At 67.9% G+C, this 13,474-nt stretch carries 10 protein-coding genes; 6 read left to right on the forward strand and 4 right to left on the reverse strand.

Annotated elements, in window-relative coordinates:
• Positions 1 to 62 precede the first annotated feature (62 nt).
• Positions 63 to 1,184: a cellulose synthase complex periplasmic endoglucanase BcsZ gene (gene bcsZ / locus ACTT2I_RS01210; protein WP_421100297.1), complete on the forward strand. Its 1,122-nt coding sequence runs from the start codon at positions 63 to 65 to the stop codon at positions 1,182 to 1,184.
• Between the two features lie 41 nt (positions 1,185 to 1,225).
• Here bcsZ and ACTT2I_RS01215 read toward each other — a convergent pair whose 3' ends face one another.
• Together ACTT2I_RS01215 and ettA are read right to left on the reverse strand one after the other, a co-directional pair.
• On the reverse strand, positions 1,226 to 2,542 hold the full coding sequence (locus ACTT2I_RS01215) for an NCS2 family permease (protein ID WP_443096760.1): 1,317 nt from the start codon (positions 2,540 to 2,542) through the stop codon (positions 1,226 to 1,228).
• Positions 2,543 to 2,635: 93 nt separating this feature from the next.
• Complete coding sequence (gene ettA / locus ACTT2I_RS01220) at positions 2,636 to 4,300, reverse strand: energy-dependent translational throttle protein EttA (protein WP_088433936.1); 1,665 nt, start codon at positions 4,298 to 4,300, stop codon at positions 2,636 to 2,638.
• A 236-nt stretch (positions 4,301 to 4,536) separates the two neighbouring features.
• On the opposite strand from ettA, the gene ACTT2I_RS01225 reads away from it, so the two are divergent.
• Complete coding sequence (locus ACTT2I_RS01225) at positions 4,537 to 5,019, forward strand: RcnB family protein (protein WP_088433937.1); 483 nt, start codon at positions 4,537 to 4,539, stop codon at positions 5,017 to 5,019.
• A gap of 102 nt (positions 5,020 to 5,121) precedes the next feature.
• Here the strand turns inward: ACTT2I_RS01225 and ACTT2I_RS01230 are convergent, their stop codons facing one another.
• Complete coding sequence (locus tag ACTT2I_RS01230; protein ID WP_421100203.1) at positions 5,122 to 8,697, reverse strand: autotransporter outer membrane beta-barrel domain-containing protein; 3,576 nt, start codon at positions 8,695 to 8,697, stop codon at positions 5,122 to 5,124.
• Positions 8,698 to 8,916: 219 nt separating this feature from the next.
• Between ACTT2I_RS01230 and glyA the strand changes: the two genes are divergently transcribed.
• From glyA to ribD, 4 genes are all read left to right on the forward strand, one after another.
• Positions 8,917 to 10,170, forward strand: coding sequence for a serine hydroxymethyltransferase (gene glyA / locus ACTT2I_RS01235; protein WP_088433939.1), 1,254 nt, complete (start codon positions 8,917 to 8,919; stop codon positions 10,168 to 10,170).
• Position 10,171: 1 nt separating this feature from the next.
• Positions 10,172 to 10,597: a hypothetical protein gene (locus ACTT2I_RS01240; protein WP_421100202.1), complete on the forward strand. Its 426-nt coding sequence runs from the start codon at positions 10,172 to 10,174 to the stop codon at positions 10,595 to 10,597.
• Positions 10,598 to 10,819: 222 nt separating this feature from the next.
• Complete coding sequence (gene nrdR, locus ACTT2I_RS01245) at positions 10,820 to 11,341, forward strand: transcriptional regulator NrdR (protein ID WP_088433941.1); 522 nt, start codon at positions 10,820 to 10,822, stop codon at positions 11,339 to 11,341.
• Positions 11,342 to 11,414: 73 nt separating this feature from the next.
• Positions 11,415 to 12,497: a bifunctional diaminohydroxyphosphoribosylaminopyrimidine deaminase/5-amino-6-(5-phosphoribosylamino)uracil reductase RibD gene (gene ribD / locus ACTT2I_RS01250; RefSeq protein WP_421100201.1), complete on the forward strand. Its 1,083-nt coding sequence runs from the start codon at positions 11,415 to 11,417 to the stop codon at positions 12,495 to 12,497.
• Between the two features lie 15 nt (positions 12,498 to 12,512).
• On the opposite strand, the gene ACTT2I_RS01255 is transcribed toward ribD, so the two are convergent.
• On the reverse strand, positions 12,513 to 13,394 hold the full coding sequence (locus tag ACTT2I_RS01255; protein WP_088433943.1) for a hypothetical protein: 882 nt from the start codon (positions 13,392 to 13,394) through the stop codon (positions 12,513 to 12,515).
• Positions 13,395 to 13,474: the final 80 nt, after the last annotated feature.

A 13,474-nucleotide genomic window follows, 5' to 3' on the forward strand; every position in this document is an offset into this window, starting at 1 on the left:
CTTGCCGGGTTACTGCTGCGAAGAGGCTGACGTCCGTGACTGATTCCCCATCGTTCCATCGGATGCGCCGCCGCCTGCTGCAGGCGCTGGCCGTTACTCCGCTGCTGGCCTGCTCGGCCAACGGCCCGGCACGCGGCCCCGGCCCATGGACGGCATGGCAGGTGATGCGTGCTTCCAGCGTGACCCCGGACGGGCGCATGGTCGACCACAACAACACCGATCAGCGCTCCACCTCCGAAGGCCAGTCCTACGCACTGTTCTTCGCGCTGGTGGACAACGACCAGCCACTGTTCGACCGCATCCTGCGCTGGACCGAGGACAACCTCGCCGGCGGCAGCATGGCCCAGCGCCTGCCGGCCTGGCTGTGGGGGCGCGACACCACGGCCAATGCGTGGAAGGTGCTCGACGACAATCCCGCCAGCGATTCGGACGTCTGGCTGGCCTACACCCTGCACGAAGCTGCGCGGTTGTGGAAACGCCCGGCGCTGCGCCAGACCGCCGAGGCGATGCTGGCCGCGGTCCAGGTGCAGGAGCTGGTCGATGTGCCCGGCCTGGGCACGATGCTGATGCCCGGCCCGAAAGGATTTGCGACCGAAGATACCTGGCGCTTCAATCCCAGCTACGTGCCGCTGCCGTTGCTGCGCCGGTTTGCCGCGCTCGACCCGACCGGCCCGTGGACCACCGTGATCGGCAACAGCGTGCGCCTGTTGCGCGACACCGCACCCCACGGCTTTGCGCCCGATTGGACGGCGTGGCGCGATGGTGCCTTCATCGCCGATCCGGATAAGGGCCCGCTCGGCAGTTACGACGCCATCCGCTGCTACCTATGGGCGGGCATGACCGCCGTGAACGATCCCAGTTTCCGCTCGCTGCTGGATGCGCTGCACGGCCCGTTGAGCACGCTGCGCGAAGGGCAGCCGATGCCGGAGAAGGTCAACACGCTCACCGGTACACGCGAAGGCACGGGCAACTACGGCTTCCAGGCGGCCCTGGTGCCGTATCTGCAGGCGCAGGGTGAGGCAGACCGGGCAAAGGCGATGGCTGCCTCGCTGCCCACCCCGGAGCAGCAACGCGCCGCACCGCCACGCTATTACGAGCAGGTGCTCAGCCTGTTTGCCATCGGTTGGTACGAAGGCCGCTATCGCTTCGCCGCAGACGGCCAACTGCGGCCGTCCTGGGCGTGATGCGCCGCCTACCGACTACCGGTCGGTAGGCGCGTGCGCCCTCACTCCAGCGCGTAACGCAGCACGAACAGCCCGGCCACCAGCCACACCGCCGGGTGCACCTCACGCCAGCGCCCGGTGCCGGCCTTGAGCACGGCGTAGGCGATGAAGCCGAAGGCCAGGCCATTGGCGATGGAGTAGGTGAACGGCATCGCCAGCGCGCACAGCGCGGCCGGCACCGATTCGGTCAGGTCGCCCCAGTCCACATCCACCAGCTCGCGCAGCATCAGCCCGGCCACGAACAGCAGGGCCGGGGCGGTGGCGTAGCCGGGCACCATCGCCGCCAGCGGCGAGAACAGCAGCGCGGCCAGGAACAGGGCGGCCACCACCAGCGCGGTCAGACCGGTACGGCCACCGGCCTGCACGCCCGAGGCGCTTTCAGCGAAGGCGGTGGTGCTGCTGGTCCCGAGCAGCGAGCCGGCCACGATCGCGGTGCTGTCGGCCAGCAGCGCACGGCCGAAGCGCTTCTGCGCGCCCGGCAGCTTCAGCAGCCCCGCGCGGCCGACCACGCCGTACAGCGTGCCGGTGGCATCGAACACCTCCACCAGCACGAACACCAGCACCACCTGCAGCAGCACTGCGATCGGCGCGCCGCCGTCGTGGTGCAGCAGGCCGGGCAGGTCCAGCTGCAGGAAGGTCGGGGCCAGGCTCGGGGGCAGCGAGATCAGTCCATGGAACTGCACATCGCCGAGCAGCCAGGCGGCACCGGTGACGGCCAGAATCCCGATCAGGATCGCCCCGCGCACCTTGCGTACTTCCAGAATGGCGATCAGCAGGAAGCCGGCCAGGGCCAGCAGCGGCGGCGCGGTATTGAGCGGGCCGAGTGCAACCAGGGTGTCGGTGTTGGCGATGATCACGCCGGATTTCTGCAGCGCGATGATCGCCAGGAACAGGCCGATGCCGGCCACGATCGAGGCGCGCAGCGAGGGCGGAATGCCGGCCACCAGCCACGCGCGCACGCCGGTGAGCGACAACACCAGGAACACCAGGCCGGAAATGAAGACGGCGGCCAGTGCCTGCTGCCAGGGCAGGCCGGCGGCGCCGACCACGGTGAAGGCAAAGAACGCATTCAAGCCCATGCCCGGGGCCATGCCGACCGGGAAGTTGGCCGCGAAGGCCATCACCAGCGAGCCCAGTGCGGCAGCCAGGCAGGTGGCGACAAATACCGCGCCCGGGTCCATGCCGGTGGTACCCAGGATGTCCGGGTTGACGAAGACGATGTAGGACATCGTCAGGAAGGTGGTCAGGCCGGCCAGCAGTTCGGTGCGCACGGAGGTGCCGTGCTGCTGCAGCTGGAACAGGCGCTCGGGAAGGGACATGCTGGTTATCTCGCGACGATAAGGCGTCACGACCAACGGTCGTGACCTACCGGAATGCAAACGGCCGCGCAGTGCGCGGCCGTTTTTGCTTTCTTACTTCAGCGCCTTGAAGCGCAGGCGCTTCGGCGCGGCGTCGTCGCCCATGCGGCGGCGCTTGTCTTCTTCGTACTCGCGGTAGTTGCCCTGGAAGAACTCCACGTGCGAGTTGCCTTCGAACGCCAGGATGTGGGTCGCGATGCGATCCAGGAACCAGCGGTCATGCGAAATCACGAAGGTGTTGCCCGGGAACTCCAGCAGCGCATCTTCCAATGCACGCAGGGTTTCGATGTCCAGATCGTTGGACGGTTCATCGAGCAGCAGCACGTTGCCACCCTGCAGCAGGGTCTTGGCCATGTGCAGGCGGCCACGCTCACCACCGGACAGCGAACCGACCAGCTTCTGCTGATCCTGGCCCTTGAAGTTGAAGCGGCCGATGTAGGCGCGCGACTGGATCTCGATGCCGTTGATGTTGAGGATGTCCAGACCGCCGGCGATTTCCTGGAAGACGTTGTGGTTGCCCTCCAGCGCGTCGCGGCTCTGGTCCACGTAGGACAGCTTGACGGTCGGGCCGACGGTGATTTCGCCCGAATCCGGCTTTTCCTGGCCGGTGATCATCTTGAACAGGGTCGACTTGCCGGCGCCGTTGGGGCCGATGATGCCCACGATCGCGCCACCGGGCACCAGGAAGCTCAGCTCGTCGAACAGCAGACGGTCGCCGAACTTCTTGGAGACGTTCTTGAACTCCATCACCGAGGCGCCCAGACGCTCGCCCGGCGGGATGAAGATTTCATTGGTCTCGTTGCGCTTCTGGTAATCCACCGACTGCAGCTCTTCCAGGCGGGCCAGACGGGCCTTGCCCTTGGTGCGGCCGCCCTTGGCGTTCTGGCGCGACCACTCCAATTCCTTCTGGATCGCCTTCTGGCGGGACTTCTCCTGGTTGTCTTCCTGCTTCAGGCGCTCGTCCTTCTGCATCAGCCAGTCGGTGTAGTTGCCCTTCCACGGAATGCCGCGGCCGCGATCCAGTTCCAGGATCCACTCGGCGGCGTTGTCCAGGAAGTAGCGATCATGGGTGACTGCCACGACGGTGCCGGTGTAGCGCGCCAGGAACTGCTCCAGCCATTCCACGGACTCGGCATCCAGATGGTTGGTCGGTTCGTCGAGCAGCAGCATGTCCGGCTTCTGCAGCAGCAGGCGGCACAGCGCCACGCGGCGCTTTTCACCACCGGAGAGCTTGCCGATCACGGCATCCCACGGCGGCAGGCGCAGCGCATCGGCGGCCACGTCCAGCTGGTTTTCCAGGGTGTGCGCATCGCCAGCGGCGAGGATCGCCTCCAGGCGCTCCTGTTCCTTGGCCAGCTTGTCGAAGTCGGCGCCTTCCTCTGCATAGGCCAGGTAGACGGCGTCCAGCTGGGCCTGGGCCTGCAGCACTTCGCCGACGCCTTCCTCGACCGCTTCACGCACGGTCTTGGTCGGGTCCAGCTCCGGTTCCTGGGCCAGGTAGCCGACCTTGATGCCGGCCTGCGGGCGGGCTTCGCCCTCGAAATCGGTATCCACGCCGGCCATGATCTTGAGCACCGTGGACTTGCCGGCGCCGTTCAGGCCCAGCAGGCCGATCTTGGCACCCGGGAAGAACGACAGCGAGATGTCCTTGATGATCTGCCGCTTGGGCGGGACCACCTTGCTGACGCGGTTCATGGTGTAGATGTATTGCGAGGACATGAGGTCTCCGAAGGCGCAACCCTGCGCCCGTTCCAGACGGAACAGGAACAGATGGAAGAAAAGGATGCCCCGATTATAGCCGGAAGCGATCAGTGCCGCCGGGAGCCAAGGGCTCCGGGGCTTGCCGCCGCCTGAATGCGGGGTCAAAGCCCTTGAATTGGAAACCGTTTCCAGCCGGAGACCGTTCAGATGCCGTGCGCATGATGGAGTCATCCACCCACCAAGCGAGGCCAGTCATGCGCATGAATCGATTTGTAGTAGGGGCGGTCGCCTCGCTGCTGGCCTTGGGCACGGTGGCCCCGGCCTTTGCCGATGACCATCGTGGGCGCGGTCACGACCGCCGCGAGTGGCGTGATGACCGTGGCCGCGGCCATGACCGTCATGACCGCCACGACAACCGTCGTGACGACCGCCGCCATTACAGCAACGGCTACCGGGAGGGGTACCGCGACGCCCGCTACAACGACCGCCGTTACTACGCCCCGCCGCCGCCGCGTGTGGTGTATCGCCCGGCGCCGGGGTATGGCTCGTACGGCTGGGCGCGCGGCCACCGCTACCGTGAGTACTACGGCGGCCCGGTCTACGTGGTCAACGATTACAGCCGCTACTCGGTGCGCCGCCCGCCGCGCGATCACCAGTGGATTCGCGATGATCGCGGCAACCTGCTGCTGGTCGCCATCGCCACCGGGATCATTGCCGACTACGTGATCAACCGATAAGCAGGCCTGGCATCGCACTGACACGCTGACCGTTAGTGTTCGAAAGGCACCATGACAAAGGGCCCGCGCAAGCGGGCCCTTTGTTTGAAGCAACGCGCTGCATCAGAACTGGACGGACCAGTTCAGCTGCACCCCCACATCGCGCTGGCCGTCGCCGGCGCTGGTCTGTGCCTGCAGCGACAGGCGGCTTGCCGTCGTCGGGCTGACCGCCACGCCCAGCTCGGCAAGACCCATGCTGCGTGCCAGCGGCACGGACTGCATCGCAAAGGTCGTATCGCCGTTCTCGAAGCGCGCACGCGTCGCTGCCCCCAGATCACCATCGGCATACTGCCAGCCAACCCGTGCAGTGAGCGCCGCACGGTCACGCTGCCCGCCGCTGATGTCCCACACCGCGCGCAGAGCTGCCACGCCGGTGCTCAGTTCATCGCGGTTGGCCTGCACCTGCAGTGCACTGCTGCCGCCGGTTTCAGCGACCTGCTCACTGCGCAGACGCACGTGTGCCAGCTCGATCTCCGGGGTCAACGTCACGGTGCGGGCGGTGAAGTCCCAGCCCGCCCGGGCGAACATGCGGTCGGCGGTCGCATCCGAACGTGCTGCCAACGACTGCGACATCGTGCTGCCGACGGTCACCTCGCGGGTGGTGTCGATGCGGTAGTCGGTGCGGCTGACGCCACCGCGCAGGCTGAGGTGTTCGCCCTGGAACTGGCCGTAGACGCCGTATTCGGTGGCGTCCGCGTCGGCCTTGGCCTGGCGCTCGTCCAATCGATTGGTCAAGGTCTGCTCGCCCACGGCCACGCCCAACAGCACACGCTCGCTGATGCGCCAGTCGGCACCGGCCATCAGGCCCTGCTGCTGCACGCGCGAACGCGCGCCCACGCCATCGGCGTCCAGGCGCAGCGAGTTGCCGCTGCCGGCCACCCACACGCCGGTGTTGCCGGCGAGGACGCCACTCATCGCCGCGCCGTCCAGGCGCTGGTGGATGCCATCGCGCAGGAAGCGATCCTGCAGCAGCGCGGTGCGCGCGGCGGCGTGGATCTCACCGCCCAGGCTGTCGAAGGCCGGTACGACCTGCGGCACTTCCAGGCGTACCACGGCGTCGTACACCGCATTGCCCGCGCCCAGCGCTTCCACCGCGCCGGCGACCTGCTTCTGGTTGGTGTTGACCACCACGTCCGGGAAGGCCAGCTCGATGTCCGGCATCGCAACATCGTTGCGCGCCAGGGTCAGGTAGACGTGGTTGGCGTCGTAATCCAGCGTGGGTGCAAGGAAGGCCAGCGTACTGGTGGCGCCGGCAAAGCGGCCCTCCACGCCATCGTTCGCCGTCAACAGGGTGTAGCGGGTGGACGGCGCCCACTCACCGGCCGAGGCCAGGGCCACGGTGTTGGCCTGGCCCAGGGTGGCGGTGCCGGCCACGTCGACATGGTCACTGCTGCCGTTGGCTGCCACGTCCACGTTGAAGATCGCGCTGCTGTCGAACACCAGATTGCCGGTGATCGACAGACGGCCCACCGGCCCGGTCAGATTGCTGCCCGGTGACAGGGTGCTGCCGCCCCGGATCTCCACGTCGCCCAGGCGCCCGTTACCGGTGAGCCAGGCCGTGTTGCCCACCTGCACGGTGCCGCCCAGCGCCCCCTCCACAGCCAGTTGGCCGCCATCGACCACGGTGGTGCCGGTGAACGCGCTGCTGTCGCCGGTCAGGGTCAGGAAATGACGCCCCTGCTGCAGCTGACCATTGCCACTGAAGCGGCCCGCGTAGGTGACCACGCGGGTGGTATCGGTCTGGAAGCGCCCGGCGCTGCCGATCTCGATGTCGCCGCTCGGCATGGCATTGCCGATCGCGCGCACGGTGCCGCCGTTGACCCGGGTCAGGCCGCTGAAGGCGCCGCTGCTCAGGACCAGCTCACCGCCATCGTTCTTTTCCAGCACGGCACCGGTGACGCCGCTCAGTCCGCCGCCGAAGGTCACGCTGGTGCCGTTGGGCACCCACACCCCCGCATTGCCCAGCAGGCGCACGCTGTTGACCAGGGTGGTCATGTTGACCAGGCCCAGCGAGGTGCCATCACCCAGTGTCACCCCGCCGCGGCCCGCCGAGGCCGCGCCGTTCAGCGACAACGTGCCGGCGTCGATCTGCAGGCCGCCGCTGAAGCTGTTTGCGCCGCTGAGCATCAGCACGCCCGCGCCGGTCTTGCGCAGCGCGCCGGTGCCGCTGATATCGCCCTGGATGCCCAGGTTGCCCACGGTATCCAGCTGCGAGGACACGCTCACCAGCACGTCGCTGTCGAGGTTCACCCAGCCATTGCTGCGAAGCAGGCCGCCGGCCAGTTCAACGCTGCCGGTGCCATCGCCGGTACGGATGCTTTCGATGCCGGTGCTGTTGCCGACCGCCAGCGTCGCGTTGTTGCCGACCAGCAGCGAGCCACGGGCAGTACCGTCCGCGGCCAGCAGGATCGACCCGCTGACGGAGGCGGTTGCGCCGTTGTCGACGCTGAAGGTGCCGATGCCTTCCTGGCCCACCTGCAACGTGTTGCTGATCCAGCGGGCGGTGGGGCCGTTCACGAGCACCTCGCCGAAGCTGCCCACGGCACGACCCAGAATGGCCGTGTCGGTGACCAGCAGACCGCCCACGTTGATCGTGGCCGCGTTGCTATCGCCGAAGGTGGCCGTGGCACCGCTGTTGTCGACGCCCGCATCCGCGCCGATGGTCAGCATGCCGCTGCCGCCCTGCGTAGCCACCAGCAGGCCGTGGGTGACCACGCTGGCCCCGTTGTAGACCTGCAGGTCGCCATGACCGCGGCTGCCGATGGTCAGCAGGCCATCGTTGATCCACTGCGAGGTGGCATTGTTGATGGTGGCCACGCCGGTGCCGCCGGCGCCGAGGACCGCCGTGGTACTCAGCAGGCCCGCGCCCCCCTGGACGATCAGCTCGCCCATGCCGGCCGCGCCCACCTGCAGGTCGGTGGCCGTCAGATGCGAACCGGTGCCGCTGACGACCACCGTGCCCACGCCGGTGTTGGTCCATCCCAGGATGGTCTTGTCACTGACGGTCTTTGCGCCGTTGGTGATCTCCACCCGCCCGGTGCCTTGAGCGCCGGCATAGATCGTGCCGGCATCCCAGCGGCTGGTGGCGCCATCCACCTGCACAAAGCCGGTGCTGCCCGGCATCGAGCCGACCCAGGCGTTGTTCGTATACAGGTGCGCGCCGCCGAGCACGGACAGTTCGCCGCGGCCCAGGTGGCCTACGCCGATGTCGTACTGGATGTCCCAGGAGGTCCCGGCACCGCTCAGCACGGCAGAGCCCCTGTGGCCGGCGACGGCACCCAGGGTGGCCGTTGCGGTGTCCAGGGTGGCGCCGTTGCTCATGTCGAAGTGGGCATCGGCCGAGTTCCCCAGGTACAGATGCCAGGATCGTGCCCCGGCCGTCTGCAGGCTCAGTGTGTACCCATCGACGTAGGCCCAGCTGTTGGTGGCGGTCGGAACACCGTTGTTCCAGCGGGTCGCGTCATACCAGTCGCCATTGCCCGTGCGGGAGGTATTGACGGCCTGTGCGCCGGCGCTGACGGCCAGGCCGACGGCGAGCGCAAGCAACGATGCGCGGCGTGCGCTGGTGGAGGTAGTGGAGGTGGTGCGACGCTTGGCCAGCGTCGTGGCCGGCGAGCAGACATGGTACGGATGAATCACGCGAAATCCCCTGATTTGGACAGGGCGTATCGGCGTCGAAATGCGGGTCTTTAGGGTGGAAAGCTAAATAATTCAGTTTCACAAGGAATTGCGTCACGGTTCGGGAATCAGGCGGCTGTGCCATGGGCCGGGGCGCGCCCGGCGGCCAGCGGTCGCCCCGGCCGGCCAGCCCGCTTACAATCAGGGGCTCTGCTGTCCCCTCCCTGCCTGGAGTAACCGATGTTCCCGCGTGACGTCCGCATCGAAACCTACGATCCCGAACTGGCCAAGGCCATCGCCGCCGAAACCCAGCGCCAGGAAGACCATGTCGAGCTGATCGCCAGCGAGAACTACACCAGCCCGGCGGTGATGGAAGCCCAGGGCAGCCAGCTGACCAACAAGTACGCCGAAGGCTACCCGGGCAAGCGCTACTACGGTGGCTGCGAATACGTGGATATCGCCGAGCAGCTGGCCATCGACCGCCTCAAGCAGCTGTTCGACGCCGACTACGCCAACGTGCAGCCGCACAGCGGCTCGCAGGCCAACCAGGCCGTGTACTTCGCGCTGCTGCAGCCGGGCGACACCATCCTGGGCATGAGCCTGGCCCACGGCGGTCACCTGACCCACGGTGCCAAGGTCAATGCCTCGGGCAAGCTGTTCAACGCCATCCAGTACGGTGTCGACGAAGCCGGCCTGATCGACTATGACGAAGTCGAGCGCCTGGCCCTGGAGCACAAGCCGAAGATGGTCGTGGCCGGCTTCTCGGCTTACTCGCAGGTGGTGGACTGGGCACGCTTCCGTGCCATCGCCGACAAGGTCGGTGCCTACCTGTTCGTGGACATGGCGCACGTGGCCGGTCTGGTCGCCGCCGGCGTCTACCCGAGCCCGCTGCCGCACGCCCACGTGGTCACCTCCACCACCCACAAGACCCTGCGTGGCCCGCGTGGCGGCATCATCATCGCCAAGGGCGCCAGCGAAGAGCTGCAGAAGAAGCTGCAGTCCATCGTGTTCCCGGGCATCCAGGGCGGCCCGCTGATGCACGTCATCGCCGGCAAGGCCGTGGCCTTCAAGGAAGCGCTGGAGCCGGGCTTCAAGGCCTACCAGCAGCAGGTGGTGAAGAACGCCCAGGCGATGGCCGGCACGCTGATCGCGCGCGGCTACAAGATCGTCTCCGGCGGCACCCAGAACCACCTCATGCTGGTCGACATGATCGGCAAGGATGTCTCCGGCAAGGATGCGGAGGCTGCGCTCGGCCTGGCCCACATCACCGTCAACAAGAACTCGGTGCCGAACGATCCGCGTTCGCCGTTTGTGACCTCGGGCCTGCGCCTGGGCACCCCGGCGGTCACCACGCGTGGTTACCTGGAACAGGACTGCGTGGACCTGGCCAACTGGATCGCCGACGTGCTCGACGCCCCGGCTGACGAGGCCGTGATCGCCCGCGTGCGCGATGCCGTCAGCGCGCAGTGCCGCAAGTACCCGGTCTACGGTTGACATGGACGAGGGCCGGCAACGGCGTACGTACGCCGTGCTGGCCCTGGTCTGCGGCATCGTGGGGATGGCTGGCGGTGGCACCTTCGCCGCCATCGGGGTCTGGGTCGCATTCGTCGAGCCGGCCTATCTGGACCGGGCCTCGCGCCTGGTGATTGGCGGCTGGGGGGCGGCCGGCCTGATCGGGATCGTGGGCTGGCTGTGGTTGAGTGGCCGTTACCTGCGTCATGGCCGCGACGGGCTGCGCGCGAGTGGCCCTTGGGCGTGGACCGCGCTGTGGATGGGCATGCTTGCTTCGGTTCCGGTCGTGGGGATGGCGTTCTGGCACGCCGCTGAGAGCCCGATGGGGCTGATCCTGCTGCTGGCCGGGCCGCCGATGGCATGGCCTGCTGTCCGGCTGGTGCAACTGCGGCGGACTCCGGGAACCTGACCGGATGGCGCCGCGCCGTCGGCGCCGGCTGCCGCCCTGATCCTGCTGCTGCCCGGCGTGCCGATGCTCTCCTGCGCGGCGCACCTGCTGTGGCTGCGTCGGCAGTCCACCTAGACGGGGCTGGCCTCTGGCACCGGCCATTTGCTGTAGTCGGTCCCTCTCAGGTACCGTTGCGACGCTGCCGTGACCACGGCATGACGTTTTCCTGATGCAAGGCGTTCCATGTATTGTCCGTTCTGCCAGCATGCCGACACCCGTGTGATCGATTCGCGCGTCTCTGAAGACGGCGCGACGATCCGGCGTCGCCGCGAGTGCGAGGCCTGCAACGAGCGCTTCAGCACCCTGGAAACCATCGAACTGAAACTGCCGGCGATCGTCAAAAGCGACGGCAGCCGCGAGGCCTTCGATGCCCGCAAGGTCCGCAGCGGCTTCGACCGCGCGCTGCAGAAGCGCCCGGTGCCTGAAGACAAGATCGAGCTGGCGGTGCGCGCGGTGATGCAGCAGGCGCGCGTCTGTGGCGAACGCGAAATTCCGTCGATCAAGGTCGGCGAGTTCGTGATGAACGAACTGCGCAAGCTGGACCATGTCGGGTACGTGCGCTTCGCCTCGGTGTATCGCAGCTTCGAGGACGTGGCCGATTTCCGCGAGGAGATCGAGAAGCTTGAACGCGAGCTGCCCTCCAGCACCGAACAGCTGCAGCTGCTGGGCGATGTGATCGCGCTGACCAAGAAGAAAAAGGGCTGAGCCCCGCCGCATCGCGGCCACCCCGGCTGGGCTACCATCGCGGCTGCACGACTGCCGCCAGAAGAGCTCCGCCATGACCGAATTTTCCGCTCTCGACCATCAGCACATGGCGCATGCGCTGCGCCTGGCCGAGCGCGCCGCGTATACCGCGCGGCCCAATCCCATGGTCGGCTGCGTGATCGCGCGTGATGAGGTCGTGGTCGGCGAGGGCTGGCACCAGCGCACGGGTGGCCCGCATGCGGAAGTCTTCGCGCTGCGCCAGGCTGGCGCGCAGGCGCGCGGCGCCACCGCCTACGTCACCCTGGAACCCTGCGCGCACCACGGTCGCACGCCACCGTGTGCGCTCGCGTTGATCGAGGCGGGCGTGGCGCGCGTGGTGGCGGCGATGCGTGATCCTTTCCCGAAGGTCGACGGCGGCGGCTTCGTGCTGCTGCGCGAGGCCGGCATCGAGGTCGCCGAAGGGCTGATGGCCGCGCAGGCGCGCGAGCTCAACCAGGGCTTCCTCTCACGCATCGAGCGCGGCCGCCCCTGGGTGCGGGTGAAGCTCGCTGCTAGCCTGGACGGGCGCACGGCGATGGCCGATGGCCGTTCCAAGTGGATCACCGGCGCGGCCGCCCGCGAGGATGTGCAGCACTGGCGCGCACGGGCTGGCGCGATTCTCACCGGCGCGGCCACCGTGTTGGCCGATGACCCGATGTTGACCGTGCGGCTGGCCGATACCGAGGTGCTGCCGCCGTTGCGCGTGGTGCTCGATGCACGGCTGCGCTCGCTGGAATGCGCGCGCGTGCGCGAGGGTGGGGCGCCGACGCTGTATGTGCATGACGCCGCGGTCAGTCCACCGGATGCGGCCGATGCCGAGTTCGCCTGCGTGCCCAGCCATGACGGTCGTCTGGATCTGGGCGCGGTATTGGCGCTGCTCGCCGAACGTGGGGTCAACGAGGTGCATACCGAGGCCGGCGCCACCCTGGCCGGTGCGCTGCTGGCTGGCGGCTGGGTCGACGAACTGCTGCTGTACCAGGCGCCCACGCTGCTCGGCGAACATGGCCGGCCGCTGCTGTCCGGCCTGGGCATCCACGCGATGGAGCAGCAGCGTCGGCTGCGTGTGGTGGACCAGCGGCACGTCGGGGCAGACCTGCGGCTGTTGCTGCGTCCTTGACCCCAGCGCGGCCCCTCAGCGGCAGCTCGTGTCCCACATCGCTTCGGCCACCGGCCGCAGCGCCCTGCATTCCTGTGCCATCGCCTCCGGTGTTGCGACTGCGGCCTTCGCGCTCAACGCCGCGGCCATCGCATCGACGCCTGGCACCTGCTCGGGCGCGGTCCTGACCACGCAACGGCGGTGCTGCTGCAGCAACGCATCGCAGGCCGCAACACCGGTGATCGCCGGCGCACCCTGTGCCGTGGTCTCCTGCTGCCAGGCCTCGAATGGCAACAGTGCCGCCATCACCGGGCGCAGCAGCGCGTCCGGGTTGCCGCTGTACCAATAGCCGTTGTCCTTGGCCGGATACAGGTCGATGCTGCCGGTCAGTTCGCGCCGCGGCCCCGTGCGCAGGGCCACGAGGTACGTCTCCAGGAAGCGTTTCAGGCTGGCCGGGGTGTTCTCCTCAGCGCTGGCATCAAACAGCGGGCGCAGACTGTCCAGCGCCGTGACGCTGCAGGTGAACGCGACATTGGCCACCTTCGCGCCGTCCACGTAAGCGTTGTCGCGCACGGTGCTGTGCGTGGCGCGGCAGTGCGTGCCGCCCAGGTTCTGGGCCACGACGGAGGGCACCGCCTCGATGCTGGCAGCATCGCTGCCCGCCAGCGCAAGCATGCTCTGCAGCGGGGCGGCGAGCCCCGCGGCGAAGGCGCCTTTGCTGAATTCCACCGGGTCCTGGCCATTGAATGCCGGGCGCAGTGCGTCATTCAATGTGTGGGCAGCCGCGGCATCGTCTTCCAGCAACACCCGTGCATACAGGTCGACGGTCTGCTCGGGGGTCAAGGGTGTCGGCGCAGCGGCATGGACGGCCAACGGAGCGGAAAGGGCGATGGCAAGCGGCAGGAGGTAGGTGATCATTCTCAGCGTCCAATGCAGGGCGCGGAAGGCTAGCGCATTCACCGCAACCTGGCTGGTGGCCCTGACGCATCCGGCCGCAT

The sequence above is a fragment of the Stenotrophomonas sp. PUT21 genome (assembly GCF_052232875.1).
GTDB lineage: Bacteria > Pseudomonadota > Gammaproteobacteria > Xanthomonadales > Xanthomonadaceae > Stenotrophomonas > Stenotrophomonas maltophilia_N.